We start from the raw sequence: 16,336 nt of genomic DNA, 5'->3' as shown, positions 1-16,336 counted from the left end.
CAAACAACGTGAAAGGATCAAGCGACAAACCATCGAGCATCGGCGCTTGCAACACCGCAAGCTCGCCGCCTAAAACCCAACCCCAGACGAGGCCCGCACTCCGCTAATTTACGCCGCGAGTTGTGCCAAATGTTCTGACGACGGACAGTGAGCTAGCGAGCCAAGTCGCGGAAAAGCTTAAGGTCTACGCCCAGCCTCAGCGATTGATGATCCTAAGCTGCCTGTTGCGCGGCGAACGCAATGTGGCCGAGATCGGTGAAGCGACCGGCATCGCCCAGCCCGCATTAAGCCAGCAACTCGCCGAGCTGCGCCGCGCCGAACTCGTCAGCACCCGCAAGGAGGCAAAACAGGTCTGGTACGCGCTTGCCGACGAGAGCGTCGGGATATGCGTGCAGAGCATGGAAGGCGTTTTTGGTGGCAGCGAGCCAACCACACTTTCGCCGCAGGCGAAAAAGCCAGCTGTGGCAACGCTGCGCCCAGTCATCGGAGCTGCCCGGTTTGCAAGGCTCGTTTAGCCGGATGAGGATCGACGCGCGGCGATGCGCTTAGAGGAAGGAGGCTGCGTGCAGCAGAGCGCCGGTGCCGACGGCCATCAGCGTGGCCAGAATGATCACTGGCTCATTGATGGTCGGCAGGTTCAGCTTGCGCGCGCGCGCCATGGCGCGCGCAGTCCAACTGCGCCGGGGCGGGACGAACATCGCGCGCGGAGAAACTTGGCGCGGGTGCGCAACAGCGCTGGGCAGGCCGTGTTTCCCGCGCAAGTGGACAAAGAATTCCTGCGCGATTTCGAAAGCCTGCGCCTTGCTGGTGGGCTGGGCATAGCTGAACATTTCAGGCGGCTCCTGCAGGCTGCGCGCTCACGCCGTCACCTGCGAGAAGCAGGCGGTGATGGCGGGCGCGGGGATCGGGGTGAAGAACGTTGAATGGCGGTTGGGCACGGCACGCTTATGCCGGACAGCCCCTGCGAGGGCCTGATGACAGCCATCCGGGAGATCACTTAGGCGCATGCGCAAGATGGCGCGGCGGAACTGGATCGTGCGCCGCGTGTACCGCCGTTTCAGTTCTGGGGCTTAGTCAGCGGGCCTAGAGCCTGATGCCATGGCCGCGCGCGCCGGTGCGCAGCAGCCCTGCCCCGGCGAGCACCGCGAGCACGGCGAGGCCGGCGATGGCGGCGGTTCTGCTGGCGAGCGCTTGATCGAGCAGGACATAGATCAGCGGGGCCACCAGCACGCCGAAATAGGCGAACGAGGTGCCTGCCGCGACTGCCTCGGTCGTCTGGCCGGCGGGGGCAGCCAACGCCATTTCGGCGAGCAAAATGCCGTTCCAGCCCATGGCGGTCATGCCCAGCAGCACGCTGGCGATGGTCAGCCGGAGCGGCGATGGCATGGGCCAGAGCAGCAGAAACCAGGCAAGGCCCGAGACCACACCGATCAGGCCGAGGTGCAGCCCGGCCCGGCCGAACCGCGTGGTGGTGATCCCGAACACGATCCGCGCGGCCGCCCCTGCGATCGTGGCCATGGCAAGATATCCTGCGGACTTGCCGACCGAGAGCCCGTGGAGCCAGACCAGACTGGGCACGAGATACGTCGTCAGCGCGGCCTGATTGACGCCGTAAGCGCCCGAGACCAGCGCGAGGCGGCGGGTTGGCTTGATCGCCAGCGCGCTGCGCAGCGCGGCGAGCACATGCTGGCGCTGCGGCGGATTTGCCGCGACAGCGGCGAAAGGGCGCAGCCCGGGCAGCGACAGGACAAATGCGCCGGCGAGCGCGACGAGAACCGGCACCATCAGGCTCTGCCAGCCGAAATGCTGCGCCATCAGCGGCGCGATCAGCGCGACGAGCGCGGTTCCCACCGGCACCCCGGTCTGGCGCACCGAGACCACCACCGGCTGCGCGCGCGGCGAATAGCATTGCGCCAGCGCCAGCGACCCGGATGGCACGGTGACACCGTAGGCGACCCCCATCAACACGATCCCCGCGCACGCCGCCAGAACCGGCAGCAATCCCTGCGCCAACTGGCAAAACAGCACAGTGCCGAGCGCGGTTGCGACCAAGGCCCCCAATTGGACAAAGCGCACGCTGAAGCTGGAGAGCAGCCGCGCGGTGCCGACCGAGCCGATGATCGCCGCTGCATAAAGCAGCGAGGTGTAATACCCGATCCAGCTTTCCGGCAGATGCTCCGCCCGCACGATCACGATCGAGATCGCCAAAGGCGCCGCGATAGCAAACGACCCGACGATCTGGATCAGCGAGGTTGCAAACAGGGTGCCGAGGCCGTTCTGGCCTTGCGCTGCGGCGGATGGAGATCGGATCGCGGGTCAGACCTGGCTTTGCTGAACCCGCGCGCCGCCATCGAGCATGCCGCTGATCATGTCGCCCATATAGACATGCGGCCGGGGATAGGCCGCGCGGCTGTGCTTAAGCCCGAGCGAGAGTGCGGCCTCGGCCAGCTTGTACGTCAGCGGGCCCGGATTGATGATCGGCACCGGCAGACGCTCGGCCAGCCAGGCGTGGCTCTGGTGCATGGTGGTCGAGCCGAGGCAGATGGCCTGCGCGCCGTCCTCGACGCATTGCATGGCAGCGGCGAGCAGCTTGGGAAACACGTCCTCTTCCTTGCCGCCGAGCAGGCTGGAGACATCGGGCGCGATGTTGGGCGAGCGGACCGAGACGCATTTGTCCTCCAGCCCGTATTCGCGCAGCGTTTTGGTATAGAGCCCCTTCCATGGGTCCCACTGGGTGAGCACCGAGAAGTTGTTTGCAAACATCAATGCGGTGAGGAACGAGGCGCGGCCCGGCGATATCACCGGAATGTCGAGCACCGAGCGCAGCGCGTTCATGCCGGAATCGCTCATCGTGTCGATGCACACCGCGTCATAGCCGTCCTTCTCCGCCGAAAGCCCGGCTTCGAAGATCGAGATATCGGCGAGCACATAATCGTGATGGCTGTCGTACAAGGCAGGCGCGGCTTTGACCGGCTTGTATTCAAAGCTGATGCCGGGGCCGAGTTGGACGGAATCGAGCTGCGCCTTGCGATTGGCGACGCCTTCGTCATCCAGCGGAAACGGAACGATCACGAGAACGCGCTTGTCGGCCACGGCTTGGTCCTTTCAGGGCGGGCGATGGAGAGGCTTTTGCCCGCCGGTTTGCCTCTGCGCGGAACTATGCTAAGAAATGCACGATTGGTCCAGACCAATATTTGCGCTTCAACCGGATCTTGTGCCCATGTCCTCGTTGCCCCTCCCGCGCTACCGGGAAATTGCCGATCACATCCAGGGCGAAATCGCCTCGGGCAAGTGGCCTGTCGGCGAAAAGCTGGCGCCCGAGCAGGCGCTGGCGAGCCAATACGATGTCAGCCGGTTTACCATTCGCGAGGCGATGAGCCGGCTCGAGGAAAGCGGGCTTATCAGCCGCCAGCGCCGCCGCGGCACGGTCGTCACCGCCACGCATCCGGTCGAGCAGATGGTGCAGAAGCTGGGCTCGATGGATGAGCTGCTGCAATACGCCCCGCAAACCCGCTTGAAAGTGTTGCGCACCAGCGTGGTCGAGGCCGATGTCGCGCTCGCGCAGATGCTGCCTTGCTCGGTCGGCACACGCTGGACCCGAATCGAGACCATCCGCACCGAAGCGCGGCGCAGCCCGGTGTGCTGGAGCGATATCTATGTGCCAGCCGAATTTTGCGCGGTGGCCGAACGGATCGGCAAGGACGCGACCCCGGTGTTCCAGATCATGGAGCAGACTTACGGAATGCTGGCCGCCGATATCAATGCCGAACTGTTTGCTGGCTCGCTCTCGCAGCGCAAGGCCGAGGCGCTGGAAGTGGCCCCCGGCAGCCCGGCGCTGATCATCGTGCGCCGCTACCGCGATCGGGGCGGCCGCCTGTTCGAAGTTTCGGTCAGCGAGCATCCCGCCGGCCGCTTTTCCTATTCGGTCGATCTCAAGCGCAAGGAAGGAAGCGTGGTCTCATCATGACGGAGGAATTTATCACGTTAGCGCAAATTCAGGGCGGCCCGGCAACCTCGCCCGCGCCCATCCGCAGCTTTCTGTTCGCGCCGGCCAACCACCCGCGCAAGGTCGAGAAGGTTTTTGAAAGCGGCGCGGATGCCGTGATCCTCGATCTGGAAGACGCCTGCGCGGCTTCTGAAAAAGCGGCCAGCCGGGCGACGGCGGTGGCGGCGCTCACGGCTGCGCGCACCTGCCTTGGCTATGTGCGGATCAATGCGGCGGATACCGAATGGTGCTTGCGCGATCTCGATGAAGTGATCGGTCCGTGGCTCGACGGGATTGTCGCGCCCAAGATCGAGAAGCCCGAGGAGATCGTGTTGATCGACTGGCTGATCGCACAGTTCGAACGCGAGCGCGGCCTGCCTATCGGCGGGATCGACCTGATGCCGATCATCGAGACCGGCGCGGGGCTGCATGCGCTCGATGCGATTATCGCTGCGGGCACCCGGATCAAGCGCGTGTCGTTCGGCGCGGGCGATTTCACCCGCGACATGCGCATGAAATGGAGCGCGGACGAAGCCGAGCTTGCTTATGCGCGCGGGCGGCTGGTGCTGGCATCGCGGGTCGGCGGGCTGGAAGCGCCGATCGATACCGTGCACATCGATCTGGCCGACGAGGAGAGCTTTGCCGCCTCCATCGTGACCGGCGTGAAATTCGGCTTTCAGGGAAAATTGCTGATCCATCCGGCGCAAGTGGCCCTGACCAACCAATCGTTCATGCCCAGCGCCAAGGAAATCGCGCGCGCGCAAAAGATCGTCGATGCCTTCCATGCCGCCGAAAACGCAGGATCAGCCTCGATCAAGGTCGATGGGTATTTTGTCGATTATCCAATCGTCGAGAAGGCGCAGCAGGTGTTGGCGCTGGCGGCGCGGATGTAACCTGCCGTGCACCAGACCTTCCCCCCACCCCGCTCACTCTGAGCCTGCCGAAGGGTGCTGGCGCGGCGTTTGCTCCAGCATGCTTCGATAAGCTCAGCATGAGCGGGACTGGAATTGGACGGTCCAGAGTCCAAGCTCTGCTCTAGTCCAGCCAGTCGGCAAGGATCGCCGCACTGTCTGCTCCCAGCGCGCGCCCGGCCCAGCGGATGCCGCCCGGCGTATCGCTGAGGCGCGGGCAGACCCCGGGCAGGGTCAGGTCGCCTGCCCGCTCGTCTTCGATGCGCACAAGATTGCCCCGCGCGGCATATTGAGGATCGGCGAAGATCTCGTCGATGCCGTAAACCGGTCCGCAAGGCACCTGCCCGGTTTCGCAAGCGGCCAAGATCTCGTCGCGGGTCAGGCCGCTGGTCCAATGACTGACGAAGGCGTCAACTTCGGCGCGCCGCGCCTCGCGCTGGCCAATCGTGCCGTAAATGCCCTCGCCGGTCACATCCATCCGGTCCATGAGCGCGGCAAGGCGGCCGAAAATCTTGTCGTTGGTGCAGGCGATGGCCACCCACTTGCCGTCCTTGGTCGGATAATGGCTGTGCGGCACGGCATTGACAGTGCCCGCGCCCATGCGCTCGCGCACGAAGCCGCTGCGGGCATAAGCCGGCGCCAACTCGTCGAGCAGCCGGAAAGTACCCTCGTAAAGCCCCAGATCGATGATCTGGCCGCGCCCGGTGCGCCCGCGCGCATGGAGCGCGGTGAGCACGCCGAGCGCCGCATAGAGCCCGGTGACATAGTCGGACAAGGTCGCGGTGCCGGGCGAGGCAGGCGGCGCACCGGGCTCTCCGCACAGATACGAGATGCCGCTGAACGCATTGGCGATGCGGCCAAAACCGGGGCGATCGCTATAAGGGCCGGTCTGGCCATAGGCGGTAACGCGCGCGATGATCAGGCGCGGATTGAGCGCCTGCAGCACGTCCGGCCCGAGGCCCCAGCGCTCCAGCGTGCCGGGCTGGAAGTTTTCGACCAGAATGTCCGCCTCGGCCGCCAGCCGTTTGAGCGTCTCCGACCCCTCCGGGGTGCGCAGATCAAGCTCGATCGAGCGCTTGTTGCGCCCCTCGCTCAGCCACACGAGCGTATCGCCGCAAGCAGTCGGCGTGCCGAACTTGCGGATGGGATCGCCGCTTCCGGCAAGCTCCACCTTCACGACGTCCGCGCCGAATTCGGCCAGATACGTGGCGCAATATGGCCCCGCGATAAAGGTAGCCAGATCGAGCACCCTGAGGCTTTCAAATGCCCCAGGGGCCAGACTTTCGCCGATCATCAAATACACTTTCCATTGGTCCAGACCAAAGTTATAGGTAAGCCAATGACGGGATGGCTTCAAGGCCGATTGTTCCGCAAGCTGAAGGAAACCGCGCCGTGCTGATGTCCGCCGAAAATTACCGCGAATCGCTCCGGCGCCTGAGCCCGCGCGTCTATGTCAGCGGCGATCTGGTCGCCTCGGTGGCCGACGAGCCCCGGCTGGAGCCGGGCATCAACGCGGTGGGCCTGACTTATGATTTCGCGCTGGTGCCCGATTATGCCAAGGCGATGGTGACGGCAGGGCTTTCGGGAGAGCCTACGAACCGCTTTCTGGCGATCAACCGCAGCCGCGAGGACCTGCTCGACAAGCTGGAGGCAGTCCGGCTGACTTGCCAATATGGCGGTTGCACCCAGCGTTACCTGACCCACGACGCGTTCAACGGATTGTGGGAAGCGACCTGGCGGATTGCGCAGCGCACCGGCGGCGAGCACCATGAACGCTTGAAGGCCTACATCGCCTATGCGCAGGCGAACGACCTTGCCATCGGCATCGCGATGACCGACGGCAAAGGCGACCGCTCCAAGCGCCCATCCGAACAAGCCGAGCCGCTTTCCTATGTGCGCGTGACCGAGCGGCGCGCCGACGGGATCGTGATTTCCGGGGTAAAAGCCATCGTCACCGGCGGGCCCTATATGCACGAATATCTGGTGCTGCCCTGCCGCCGCATGCGCGAAGAGGACCGCGATTTCGCGGTCGCCTGCGCGGTGCCGATCGATGCGCCGGGGATCACGGTGGTCTCGCGCCCGGCCGGCCGGCCGGGCCATGCCGCCGCCAAATTCAGCGCCAAGTTTGCACAGTCAGTCGCGGCGGTGCATTTCGACGATGTTTTCGTACCGTGGGACAAAGTGTTCATCGATGGCGAGATCGACGAAGCGCATCTCATGACCACCAACTATGCCTCGCACCACCGGCATAGCTGCATCGGCGCGCGCGCCGGATTTGGCGATCTGCTGATCGGCGCTGGCGCGATGATGATGGAGGCCAACGGGCTCGAACTGGAGAACGTGTCGCACCTCAAGGACAAAATGGTCGAGCTGATCAAGATTACCGAAGGCTTCTATGCCTGCGGGGTGGCCGCCTCGACCTTTGGCGAAGAGGACGCAGCGGGCAATTTTCGGCCCGAGCAGATCTATTCCAATATCGGCAAGCTGCTGCTCGCCAACCAGATTTACGACATGCACCGGCTGGCACACGAGGTTTCGGGAGGGCTGATCGTGGGCTTGCCCTCGCCCGAAGAGGACCACAATCCTGCCACCGCGCCGATGATCGACGCGCTGCTGCGCGGGCGGCACGATGTTCCTTATGCGCACCGCGCCAATGTCGCGCGGTTTATCGAGGACTTGACCGCATCCGAAACGGGCGGCTGGTATTCGGTGATCAGCCTGCACGGCGGCGGCTCGCCCGAGGCGATGAAGATGGAAATCCTGCGCAACTATCCGATCCAGGATCGCAAGGACTTGGTGCAATCGCTGCTCGATCGCGGGGCGCTCGATCTGGGCAAAGGGCCTGCGCGCGATAGCCAACCGGGCCGCTGCTGCACCAAGGGATGCGCCGCGGATGAGGCATTACCTAGCGGCTGACGCGGGGCCGGGCAGCTGACGCAGGGCCCCGCGGCTAACGCGGGCGCTGCGCCGCCATTGGCAGATTGGAAACGCGCGCCATTTCGCCGCTGGCAAACAGCGCCGGATCGGCAAGATAGGCCCGTGCCATGGGCATGGCGTCAAGGCCCCAGAACAGCTCATCACCGATGGCCAGCGTGGGGACACCATAGACGCCCGCCGCCACCGCCGTTTCGGTATTATGGCGCAGCCGGTCTTTGACTGCCGGATCGCTCGCGGCTTCGAGCGGCACGGCGAGCGCATCAGCGAGCGCGGCCGCGGTATCGGCGCTTTCCGGATCGCGGCCTTCGCCCCATACCAGCCGGAACGCGGCGGCGGCATCGGCCACCGTCAGATCGCGGACGCAGAGCAGCCGCAGCAGCGCCAGCGGATTGAACGGATGCGCGGGCGGCGCGCGAAAGGGCATGCCGCATTCATCGGCGATCCACTGCACGATGCGATAAGTCTGCGTGCGCTTGGCCGGGATTTCGGCAGGCCCCAGATGGCCGAAAGCCTTCAGCAATCCGGCAAACAGGACGGGGCGGAATTCCACGACGTGGGTTTCGCAAAGCGTCTCCATCTCCGGGATCGCCAGCGCCGCAAACGGCGAGATCACATCGAAATACCACACTAGCGGCGGAGAAGGATTGGCCATCAGAACGGCACCGCGCGGTCCGGCTGCGGCAGGATCGTGGTGCGCAGCATCAGCCGCTCATGCTCCCCATCAAAGTCATCGCGGCGGTGCATGGTGCAGGCGTTATCCCACAAGATCGCATCGCTCACCTGCCAATCATGGCGGTAGATGAACTCGTCGCGCGCGGTCCAGGCAAACAGCTCACCCAGCACCGAGCGGCTCTCGTCCTCGGGCAAGCCGCCGATGCGGATGGTCATGCCGGGGCAGACATAAAGCGCGCGGCGTCCGCTATACGGATGTGTGCGCACCAGCGGATGCGCAATATCGGGGGTCAGGTTCTTCTGCTTGGCATTCGTGTCGGTCGAATACATCTGGTTGAACGCGACGTAAGACTGCACAGCGGTGCGGCCATCGACCACATCCTTGAGATGGCGGGGCAACCGCGCATAGGCTGCGGTCATATCGGCAAAATGCGTGCCGCCACCCACCGGCGGGATTTTCACCGAGTAGAGCAGCGAGGCAATCGCCGGCTTGGGCAGATAAATCTGATCAAAATGCCAGCCCACTTCGCCATCGGCAAGCGCGCCGGTCGGCTTGCCGTCCTCGCGGATATTGGTGATCTGCAGCAGCTCGGGGTGCGTCTTGTTCAGCCATTCCTCGCGCAAGTGGATCTCGAGCGGACCCAGTCGGCGGCTGAATTCGATCAGGTCCTCTTTCTCGATGTCCTGCCCCCGAAACAGCAGCACTTCGTAGCGCAGCCACAGCGCCTTGATCTCGTTGAACACATCCGGGTCCATCGCGCCCGAGAGTTTGACGCCGAGCACCTCGGCCCCGAATGTCTCTGCCAAAGGCCTGACTTCAAGTGATTTCGCTACCATGGTTTGTCCTCAAGCCGCTGCGGCAGTTGCGGCGGAAAGTTCGATCTCCGCGATGATCTCGTCGGTGGTGGCCACCCTGCCCCACAAACGGCGAAACGTATCTTCGTAGGCATGCTGCATCCGATCGCTGCAGGTGCCCGAAGCATCCGAAGCGAGCACCACGCCGAAGCCGCGATCGGCGGCTTCCTGCCCGGTCATGCCGACGCAATTGTTGGTCGAGACGCCGGTGACGATGATCTCGCGGATGCCTTTGCTGGTAAGGTGCGCGCCGATCCCGGTCGAGGCGAACGCGCCCATCGTCACCTTGTTGAACACCGGCTCGCCCGGCAACGGCTTCAGCGGATCGACGATCTCGTGCTCGCGCGTGCCGGCATGGTTGTTGGTCGCTTCGAAAAACGGCCGCATGTGGCGCGGCGCGTCGCTATAATCCGCCTGCTCGCAGCCCACCGTGACATGCACGACATGCGTGCCATTTGCCCGGAACGCCGCGAGCATCTTGCCGATATTGGGAATGAGCAGCGCGTCGATCCGGTCGAACCGGTGGGCCGCGCTGTCGAGCGTGCCCTGGCTATCCAGCAGCTTGCCCAGTCCATGCGTCCGGCTGCCGCTGGCATATTGCATATCAACAATCACCAGCGCGGTGGTGCGCGCGCTCAGCGGGACGGGGACAGTGAAGCCTTCAACATAATTGGACATCGCGCATGCGCCTCCCATTGGTCTGGACCATTCCTAACACCGCCTTGACAAGCGGCGCAATAGGAAGAACCATAGCCGCAAAAGGAATCCTGCCATGAAGCTGTTCTATTCGCCATTTCATACCTTCGTGCACAAAGTGCTGGTGACGGCGCACGAGTGCGGACACTGGGATCATCTGGAGCGCATCGCGACCTTCCCGTTCAAGAACAACGCGGGCGAGGATTGCGGCGACAGCTACGACATCACGCCGCTCAATCCGCTCGATAAAGTGCCGACCTTGGTGACGGACGAGGGCCAGTCGGTGTTTGGCAGCCAGGCTATCTGCGAATATCTCGACGCAACCTCGCGCGGGCGCAAGATGTACCCGGAGCCTGGCCCCGCACGCTGGGATGCGCTGTGCCGCTTGTCGCTGTCGGATTCGATCTTCGAGAGCACCGTGCAGATGGTGATGGAGCAGTGGAAGCCGCGCGAGCAATGGAACATGGGGCTGTTCGAATGGCTTTGGCCCAAGTTCATCGCCGGGCTCGATTCGCTGGAACGCGATGCGGCGCGCGGCTGGGACACGTTCGATGTGGGCCATGCCGCGATGCTCCACGCGATCAGCTATCTGGGTTTCCGTGCCGAGTTCTATGAGGCGAAAGACCCCATTCACCCCAATTTCAACTGGCGCGAGGGCCGCCCTGCCCTCTCCGCCTGGTTTGACGAGGCGGTGCAGCGGCCTTCGGTCCAGTCGCATTACAACAAGCCGTTCGAGGGCGACGACAGCGCCGCTGCCTGTCAGGCCGCCGTCGCCGCCTGCCTTGCTCTGCGCACATGATCGACCTCTATTACTGGCCCACGCCCAATGGGCACAAAGTCTCGGTCGCGCTCGAGGAGATGGCGCTCGCCTATACGGTAAGGCCGGTCAACATCCTGGGCGGGGAACAGCATACGGCGGAATTTGCCGCGCTCAGCCCGAACACCCGCATCCCGGCGATTGTCGATCATGATGGGCCGGGCGGCGCGGCGCACGCGGTGTTCGAATCGGGCGCCATCCTGATGTATCTGGCGGAAAAGTCGGGCAAGTTCTGGCCTGCCGATGCGGCCGCGCGTTCGCTTGTGATGCAATGGCTGTTTTTTCAGTGCGCCAATGTCGGCCCGATGTTCGGCCAGTGCGGCCACTTTCGCGGCTATGCGCCCGAGAAGATCGACTACGGCATCAACCGCTACTGCGGCGAGACGGTGAAGCTCTACGGCGTGATGGACCGGGTGCTCGACACGCGGGCCTATCTCGCCGGCGCGGACTATTCGCTGGCCGATATGGCGACATATCCGTGGTGCGCGCCCAATATCCGCGATCTCCATGCCATCGCGATTGACGATTTTCCCAACGTGAAGCGCTGGGCGGGCGAAATCGAGAGCCGCCCGGCGGTCCAGCGCGGCATGACGGTGCTGGCCAATGTGATGAAGATCGGCAACCCCGACGAGGCCGCGCGCGCCGCACTCTTTGGCAAGAAATAGCGCAAACCAGTTCGAGCAAAACCACCAAGAGGAGTCCGCAATGACCGAATGGCACGAAGCGGGAGCGGGGCAGACAGCGCTGCCTTATCCCTTTTACATAGATATCGTGACGAAGCGCTATTTCGACGGCGTCGATACCAAGAACCTGACGCAAGTGCTCGATTGCTTCACCGAAGACGCGATCCTGACCGAGGTCACTTCGAACACCGTGCACAATGGCAAGGCGGCGATCGAGGCGATGTTCACGAAGCTTTTCGCCGACTTCTCATCGATATGGCATGGCAATTTCGTGCACACCGCCGATCCGGACAGCAATTCAGTCTGCTCGCAGTTCACCGTGCTGATCACGCCGAATGGCGGCGACGAGCTGCGCTATGAAAACTGCAACCGCTTTTATCTGAAGGGCGACAAGTTTCACCGCGTCTATGTCTACATGAGCGGCGACAACTTGCTCAAGGAAGGGGACGCCTGATGCAATACGAACCACACCTGAGCCGCGCCGAGCTGATCGAGCTGGCCACGATCCGCTATTTCGGCAGCGTCGACCGCAAGGACATGGAGGCCGTGCTGGATTGCTTCCACGACGGGGCGCTGCTCTGCGTGCAGACCGAGTTTACCCGGCACGCGGGCAAGGCCGCAATCCGCAAGATGTTCGAAGGCTTCATGGGCGCTTACGCCAGCATCGTGCACAAGGATTTTGTCTGCACCGTCGATGAAAAGAACGGCCGCATCACCGCCAGCTTCGAAGCAGTGCTGACCGGCGATGACGGCAGCGTGACGCGGTTGTTCAACACCAACTTCTGGCGCATCCGCGACGGCAAGTTTCAGGAAGTCTATGTCTATTTCAGCGGGGCGAATGTTCTCGTCTGACAGGCATCAGGGGAGCGGCGGCGATGACTGCTGAACTTGGCGGGTCACCGCTCCAGGGACGCACTGCGCTGATTTCAGGCAGCTCATCGGGCATCGGCGCGGGAGTGGCACTCGCCTACGCCCGCGCCGGGGCCTCATGGGTGATCCTGAACTATCCGACCGAGGCGGATGCCGCCGCCGCCGAGGCGGTAGCAGAGCAGGTCCGCGGCCTTGGCGCGCAGGCGCTCGCGGTGCGTGCCGATGTCTCCGATGAGGGCGCGGTCGAGGGACTGGTCACGGCTGCGCTGGGGGCAGCGGGGCGGATCGACATTCTGGTCAACAATGCCGGGATTGCGCATGGCGAGCCAGTGGAAGAATTGCCTGTCGCCACGTGGGACCGGGTGATCGGCGTCCATTTGCGCGGCACCTTCCTGCTTACCCGCGCGGTGCTCCCCGGCATGTATGCCGCAGGGTTTGGCAGGATCATCAACACCGCCTCGCAGCTTGCGTATAAAGGCGCGCCGGGCCTTGCGGCTTACACGGCGGCCAAGGGCGGGATCATTTCGTTCACCCGCTCGCTGGCGCTCGAAATCGGCAGCCGCGATCTGCGCGTCAATTGCGTGGCCCCCGGCGCGACGCGCACCCCGATCCTCGATGCGGTGCCGCCCGATGTGCTGGATGCGATCCGCGTGGGCATTCCGGTGGGGCATCTGGCGGAAGTGGACGACATCGTGCCGTCCTATGTTTTTCTCGCCAGCGAGGCCGGGCGGCATTTTCAGGGCCAGGTCCTCAGCCCCAACGGCGGCGATCACTTCCTCTGATCGGCCTCAGCCGCCGGCTTCGACCTCGTCGATAACGGCGGCGTAAGGCTTGGTGTCTGCCGCGCGCTGTTCCAGTTCCTCGCGTTCCTGATGGATGATCCGCAAGACGGTATCGAGATAGCTGTCGCGCCAGGCATCGCGCGCGGCGCGAACCGCCGCATCGGGCACATAGGCATCGACTGCGGCGCGGGTGGGCGACTGGCCGGCCTCGGCCAGTCGCTCGATGGTGTCGATCCGGTCGCGCAGCACCGCCACCTCGCCCGCCAACGCCAGCGTTATCGAAAGCGCTTTATCGATGGCGGGATCGGCAAAGTATTGCGGGCGCTCGCCGCGCGCCTTTTTCTGCAGGGTAATCGTTTCGGCCATGCCGCTAGATCCTTGTTATCGGTGCGGTGCAGTTACGTCTGGGCGGTTACTTCTGCACGCCCCACAGCCACCATGCGCCGCCGCCGCCGAAGTCGCCGCCCTGAAACACTTTGGTGCGGCGTTCGGTCGCCTCGAACGCGCTGGGTTGATAGGCCTCGAATGACTTGGCTGGATCAAAACCGCATTCGGCGGCGATGTCGGCGGTCACCAATTCGTGCGACGCGCCCCAGTAAGGCTCGTTGTTGTTGCGCGTATCCCAGTCCAGCATAAACGCATCGTAGGCGGGCAAATCGCGGTATGGCGGGGTTTCGGCATGGACCGCTAGGCCGCCGGGGGTGAGCAACCGGTTGCACTCGCGCATGATATTGCGCATCGCTGCGTTGCTGGTTTCGTGCACCAGAATATGGCTGACGATCAGATCGAAGGTGCCGTCTTCGAAATCGGTCGCCTCGGCGTTCTGTTGGCTGAAATGCACGGACTTGCCCATCGATTCCGCGCGGGCATGTGCATAGCGCAGCACCGGCGCGCCAACATCGATCGCGAAAATCTCAGCCTCGGGCCAAGCATCGCAATAGCTCAGCGTCGAATGGCCTACCGAGCAGCCCATGTCGAGAATCCGGCGCGGCTTGAAATCAGGATGATTTTCCTTGATCCAGGCGATCGTCGTGTCGCCGATGTCGCTATTGAGCGGACCCATCCGGCCCATTGCATAGATATAGACCGCCGAATCATAAACAGCGCCATTGGCCACATCATCGGCCGTAAACTCGGTGTGATAGCCGCCCGGCATGCAGTGGATATCCACGCCGCGATGATAGCGCGGGATTTCCAATTCCGGATTGAGCTTCAGCGTGCCCTTACCGCCGGCTTCGCCCGCCTTGGCGATCAGTTCGGGCAACTGGCGTTCGACCGGGATCTGGACCGACTTCCACATCATTTCCTGGCTGTTGCGCTGCATCGCGCTCCAGAACCTGTAATACGGATCATCGCTCATCGCGCGGCGGATGTCGGCGTATGTTTCGGGCTCGGCGCCGGTTGTCTTGGTGAAAGCGGGCTTTGCGCGTGCTTCGAAGGCGTCCTGGTTGCCCAGCGACACCTTGGACGCGAGGTGAAACTTGAGGCTCTTGACGAATTCCTGACGCGAAAACTCGTCCGAGGTCGTCTGCGGCAACACGCCGTGGCGGAATTGGGTGCTCAGGTCCTGATTGGTCTGCATGACATCCATCCTTCTCAAAAAAGCTTATTCTGCAACATCGCGCAAAAATGCGGCCAGTCCACTCGAAAAATTGGCAGCATCGAGATCGGGTTCAAAATTTGCACCATCGACGGGCAAGACGCGTGCATCGGGCCGCATTTCGGCGGCGCGCGCGAGATAGGGATGCAGCACATCATCGGGCGCGGCGGCGATCATCATCGGGGCTTTGACCTGACGATAGAAATGCGGGAAATCCTGCCCCCAGACCGCGCTGTAGCTCTTCACCCGCCCGATGTACGCGCGCATCTGATCGACCATTTCGCGGTGGATCAATTGCGGGTCGGCATGCGCGCCAAGCTGGCGCAGATATTCCCAGTTATCGAGCAGATAGCTGCCGCTGATCACTGGCGAAAACGGTGTGCCGTAATACTTGGAGAACTCCACCCGCTCCTCGGCGGTGAGCGGCACCGGCCCGATCATGGTGAGCGAGGCGACCAGATCGGGCTGGCGCGCGGCAAGCTCGACCCCGATGCACGAACCGGTGTGATGGCCCACAACATGGCAGCGCGTGATGCCCAGCGCACGCACCGCCTCGCCCAGCCAGCCGACGTATTCGGTCATCGAAGGCGATACATCCTCCGCTACATCGAACGAGCCGCCAAAGCCGGGGGTGTCGAGCGCATGCATCGGCCATTCGCCTGCCAGATGCTGCATGGTCTTGAGCCACATCTGGCCGGAGCTTGCGGTTTGGTGGAAAAACACCACGGGCAAGCCCTCGCCCGCCATGCTGCGCACATGGATCTGTCCGCCGCTGGTATCCACGTATGATTTGCGTACGTTCATATCCCCCATGGCCTCAACTCCGGCACTTGAGCAGCGGCATCACCCGCTCGCCAAAATCGGTGATCCCGCCGACAAAATCAGGCCAGCTGAACAACATGCCGTCGATGCCGGTTTCCTGCGCGATCTCGTCGATCCGCAAGGCCAACGTCTCAGGGCTGCCGCAGAGCACCGGGATGCCCATGAACGCCATGTTGCCCTCTTCAAGTCCTAGCGAGAGCCCGGATTTCAGGCGCTCGGCAATCCCCCCGGCGTTGGTGTCCATCGCGGCGCTGGCCATGATATTGGCAATCGCGCCATGATCCGCGCCCGCCACAATCGCCTCTGCCTGCGCCCTTGCTTCGGCATCGGTGCGCGCCACGATCATGTGGAGCAGCGCATAGGTGCCCACGCGGCGGCCGTTTGCCGCTGTCGCAAGCCGCACATTTTCGACAATCGATTTCAGCGCCTCGGGATGCGCGATGACGAAGTTCTGGTCGCCCATCTCAGCGGTGAAGGCGATGCCTTTCGGGCTTTGCCCCGCGCAGACGATGGGGATCTCGCGTCCCGGCTGCGGATAGACACTGCACCCTTCGAGCGAGAAGAATTCACCCTTGAACGAGGTTTCGCCGGTGCGCCAAAGATCCTTCAGAATGGTCAGATATTCGCGCGCATAATCATAGCGCCGATCATAGTATTCATCGCCGCGCCACAGGCCCATCTGGGTATATTCGGGCTTGTTCCAGCC

20 protein-coding genes are annotated in these 16,336 nt (G+C 63.4%); 9 read left to right on the top strand and 11 right to left on the bottom strand.

Annotated elements, in window-relative coordinates; translation table 11 throughout:
• The first annotated feature begins 134 nt into the window (after positions 1-134).
• Complete coding sequence (locus Q0O40_RS10845) at positions 135-515, top strand: metalloregulator ArsR/SmtB family transcription factor (protein ID WP_295529520.1); 381 nt, start codon at positions 135-137, stop codon at positions 513-515.
• A 30-nt stretch (positions 516-545) separates the two neighbouring features.
• Here Q0O40_RS10845 and Q0O40_RS10840 read toward each other — a convergent pair whose 3' ends face one another.
• The 3 genes from Q0O40_RS10840 to Q0O40_RS10830 all read right to left on the bottom strand — a co-directional run bounded on the left by Q0O40_RS10840 (position 546) and on the right by Q0O40_RS10830 (position 3,093).
• The gene (locus Q0O40_RS10840) at positions 546-830 is read right to left on the bottom strand and encodes a hypothetical protein (protein ID WP_295529514.1); all 285 of its coding nucleotides are present in this window, start codon (positions 828-830) and stop codon (positions 546-548) included.
• A gap of 253 nt (positions 831-1,083) precedes the next feature.
• Complete coding sequence (locus Q0O40_RS10835) at positions 1,084-2,220, bottom strand: MFS transporter (RefSeq protein WP_295529518.1); 1,137 nt, start codon at positions 2,218-2,220, stop codon at positions 1,084-1,086.
• A gap of 96 nt (positions 2,221-2,316) precedes the next feature.
• A complete protein-coding gene (locus Q0O40_RS10830) occupies positions 2,317-3,093 on the bottom strand; it encodes an aspartate/glutamate racemase family protein (RefSeq protein WP_295529512.1) in 777 nt (258 codons plus the stop codon).
• 127 nt (positions 3,094-3,220) lie between these two features.
• Between Q0O40_RS10830 and Q0O40_RS10825 the strand changes: the two genes are divergently transcribed.
• A complete protein-coding gene (locus tag Q0O40_RS10825) occupies positions 3,221-3,967 on the top strand; it encodes a GntR family transcriptional regulator (protein WP_295529510.1) in 747 nt (248 codons plus the stop codon).
• Complete coding sequence (locus Q0O40_RS10820) at positions 3,964-4,878, top strand: CoA ester lyase (RefSeq protein WP_295529509.1); 915 nt, start codon at positions 3,964-3,966, stop codon at positions 4,876-4,878. The genes Q0O40_RS10825 and Q0O40_RS10820 overlap by 4 nt, the downstream gene beginning before the upstream one ends.
• A gap of 142 nt (positions 4,879-5,020) precedes the next feature.
• Here the strand turns inward: Q0O40_RS10820 and Q0O40_RS10815 are convergent, their stop codons facing one another.
• A complete protein-coding gene (locus tag Q0O40_RS10815) occupies positions 5,021-6,253 on the bottom strand; it encodes a CoA transferase (RefSeq protein WP_295529507.1) in 1,233 nt (410 codons plus the stop codon).
• Positions 6,254-6,294: 41 nt separating this feature from the next.
• Here Q0O40_RS10815 and Q0O40_RS10810 point away from each other — a divergent pair, with 41 nt between their 5' ends.
• On the top strand, positions 6,295-7,812 hold the full coding sequence (locus tag Q0O40_RS10810; RefSeq protein ID WP_295529516.1) for a 4-hydroxyphenylacetate 3-hydroxylase N-terminal domain-containing protein: 1,518 nt from the start codon (positions 6,295-6,297) through the stop codon (positions 7,810-7,812).
• A gap of 34 nt (positions 7,813-7,846) precedes the next feature.
• On the opposite strand, the gene Q0O40_RS10805 is transcribed toward Q0O40_RS10810, so the two are convergent.
• Genes Q0O40_RS10805 through Q0O40_RS10795 form a run of 3 tightly spaced genes read right to left on the bottom strand, consistent with a single transcriptional unit; the run spans position 7,847 to position 10,038 of the window.
• On the bottom strand, positions 7,847-8,485 hold the full coding sequence (locus tag Q0O40_RS10805; protein WP_295529505.1) for a 2-hydroxychromene-2-carboxylate isomerase: 639 nt from the start codon (positions 8,483-8,485) through the stop codon (positions 7,847-7,849).
• Positions 8,485-9,342, bottom strand: a complete 858-nt coding sequence (locus tag Q0O40_RS10800; RefSeq protein ID WP_295529503.1) for a TauD/TfdA family dioxygenase — start codon at positions 9,340-9,342, stop codon at positions 8,485-8,487. The genes Q0O40_RS10805 and Q0O40_RS10800 overlap by 1 nt, the downstream gene beginning before the upstream one ends.
• A gap of 9 nt (positions 9,343-9,351) precedes the next feature.
• Complete coding sequence (locus Q0O40_RS10795; RefSeq protein ID WP_295529501.1) at positions 9,352-10,038, bottom strand: cysteine hydrolase family protein; 687 nt, start codon at positions 10,036-10,038, stop codon at positions 9,352-9,354.
• 94 nt (positions 10,039-10,132) lie between these two features.
• Here Q0O40_RS10795 and Q0O40_RS10790 point away from each other — a divergent pair, with 94 nt between their 5' ends.
• From Q0O40_RS10790 to Q0O40_RS10770, 5 genes are read left to right on the top strand one after another with little or no spacing between them, the layout of a single operon-like run.
• Entirely contained in the window at positions 10,133-10,855 is a 723-nt protein-coding gene (locus tag Q0O40_RS10790) for a glutathione S-transferase family protein (RefSeq protein ID WP_295529499.1), read from the top strand.
• Positions 10,852-11,538 carry a glutathione S-transferase N-terminal domain-containing protein gene (locus Q0O40_RS10785; RefSeq protein ID WP_295529497.1) on the top strand — a complete coding sequence of 229 codons (687 nt, stop codon included), beginning with the start codon at positions 10,852-10,854 and terminating at the stop codon, positions 11,536-11,538. The genes Q0O40_RS10790 and Q0O40_RS10785 overlap by 4 nt, the downstream gene beginning before the upstream one ends.
• 40 nt (positions 11,539-11,578) lie before the next feature.
• Complete coding sequence (locus Q0O40_RS10780) at positions 11,579-12,010, top strand: nuclear transport factor 2 family protein (protein WP_295529495.1); 432 nt, start codon at positions 11,579-11,581, stop codon at positions 12,008-12,010.
• Positions 12,010-12,408 (top strand): nuclear transport factor 2 family protein, encoded by a 399-nt coding sequence (locus tag Q0O40_RS10775; RefSeq protein ID WP_295529494.1) that lies wholly within the window; start codon positions 12,010-12,012, stop codon positions 12,406-12,408. Before Q0O40_RS10780 ends, Q0O40_RS10775 begins: the two co-directional genes overlap by 1 nt.
• 23 nt (positions 12,409-12,431) lie before the next feature.
• Positions 12,432-13,208: an SDR family oxidoreductase gene (locus Q0O40_RS10770; protein ID WP_295529492.1), complete on the top strand. Its 777-nt coding sequence runs from the start codon at positions 12,432-12,434 to the stop codon at positions 13,206-13,208.
• A gap of 6 nt (positions 13,209-13,214) precedes the next feature.
• On the opposite strand, the gene Q0O40_RS10765 is transcribed toward Q0O40_RS10770, so the two are convergent.
• The 4 genes from Q0O40_RS10765 to Q0O40_RS10750 form a co-directional block, all read right to left on the bottom strand.
• On the bottom strand, positions 13,215-13,574 hold the full coding sequence (locus tag Q0O40_RS10765; protein ID WP_295529490.1) for a hypothetical protein: 360 nt from the start codon (positions 13,572-13,574) through the stop codon (positions 13,215-13,217).
• 46 nt (positions 13,575-13,620) lie between these two features.
• Positions 13,621-14,799: a class I SAM-dependent methyltransferase gene (locus Q0O40_RS10760; RefSeq protein ID WP_295529488.1), complete on the bottom strand. Its 1,179-nt coding sequence runs from the start codon at positions 14,797-14,799 to the stop codon at positions 13,621-13,623.
• 15 nt (positions 14,800-14,814) lie between these two features.
• Entirely contained in the window at positions 14,815-15,612 is a 798-nt protein-coding gene (locus Q0O40_RS10755) for an alpha/beta fold hydrolase (protein WP_295529486.1), read from the bottom strand.
• Positions 15,613-15,625: 13 nt separating this feature from the next.
• A partial coding sequence (locus Q0O40_RS10750; protein ID WP_295529484.1) for an LLM class flavin-dependent oxidoreductase occupies positions 15,626-16,336 on the bottom strand: 711 nt, incomplete at its 5' end.

This window comes from Novosphingobium sp. Chol11, from assembly GCF_945870625.1.
In the GTDB taxonomy this organism is placed as follows: domain Bacteria; phylum Pseudomonadota; class Alphaproteobacteria; order Sphingomonadales; family Sphingomonadaceae; genus Novosphingobium.
Note: the sequence above shows the minus strand (reverse complement) of the source record. Positions and strands in the feature narration are given on the sequence as shown.

Excerpts from the sequence above, each read along its gene's own strand:
- Q0O40_RS10765 (WP_295529490.1), bottom strand. The coding sequence starts at position 13,574 with ATGGCCGAAACGATTACCCTGCAGAAAAAGGCGCGCGGCGAGCGCCCG.
- Q0O40_RS10805 (WP_295529505.1), bottom strand. The coding sequence starts at position 8,485 with ATGGCCAATCCTTCTCCGCCGCTAGTGTGGTATTTCGATGTGATCTCG.
- Q0O40_RS10780 (WP_295529495.1), top strand. The coding sequence starts at position 11,579 with ATGACCGAATGGCACGAAGCGGGAGCGGGGCAGACAGCGCTGCCTTAT.
- Q0O40_RS10795 (WP_295529501.1), bottom strand. The coding sequence starts at position 10,038 with ATGTCCAATTATGTTGAAGGCTTCACTGTCCCCGTCCCGCTGAGCGCG.
- Q0O40_RS10755 (WP_295529486.1), bottom strand. The coding sequence starts at position 15,612 with ATGAACGTACGCAAATCATACGTGGATACCAGCGGCGGACAGATCCAT.
- Q0O40_RS10770 (WP_295529492.1), top strand. The coding sequence starts at position 12,432 with ATGACTGCTGAACTTGGCGGGTCACCGCTCCAGGGACGCACTGCGCTG.
- Q0O40_RS10820 (WP_295529509.1), top strand. The coding sequence starts at position 3,964 with ATGACGGAGGAATTTATCACGTTAGCGCAAATTCAGGGCGGCCCGGCA.
- Q0O40_RS10760 (WP_295529488.1), bottom strand. The coding sequence starts at position 14,799 with ATGGATGTCATGCAGACCAATCAGGACCTGAGCACCCAATTCCGCCAC.
- Q0O40_RS10790 (WP_295529499.1), top strand. The coding sequence starts at position 10,133 with ATGAAGCTGTTCTATTCGCCATTTCATACCTTCGTGCACAAAGTGCTG.
- Q0O40_RS10840 (WP_295529514.1), bottom strand. The coding sequence starts at position 830 with ATGTTCAGCTATGCCCAGCCCACCAGCAAGGCGCAGGCTTTCGAAATC.
- Q0O40_RS10810 (WP_295529516.1), top strand. The coding sequence starts at position 6,295 with ATGTCCGCCGAAAATTACCGCGAATCGCTCCGGCGCCTGAGCCCGCGC.
- Q0O40_RS10785 (WP_295529497.1), top strand. The coding sequence starts at position 10,852 with ATGATCGACCTCTATTACTGGCCCACGCCCAATGGGCACAAAGTCTCG.
- Q0O40_RS10825 (WP_295529510.1), top strand. The coding sequence starts at position 3,221 with ATGTCCTCGTTGCCCCTCCCGCGCTACCGGGAAATTGCCGATCACATC.
- Q0O40_RS10775 (WP_295529494.1), top strand. The coding sequence starts at position 12,010 with ATGCAATACGAACCACACCTGAGCCGCGCCGAGCTGATCGAGCTGGCC.
- Q0O40_RS10800 (WP_295529503.1), bottom strand. The coding sequence starts at position 9,342 with ATGGTAGCGAAATCACTTGAAGTCAGGCCTTTGGCAGAGACATTCGGG.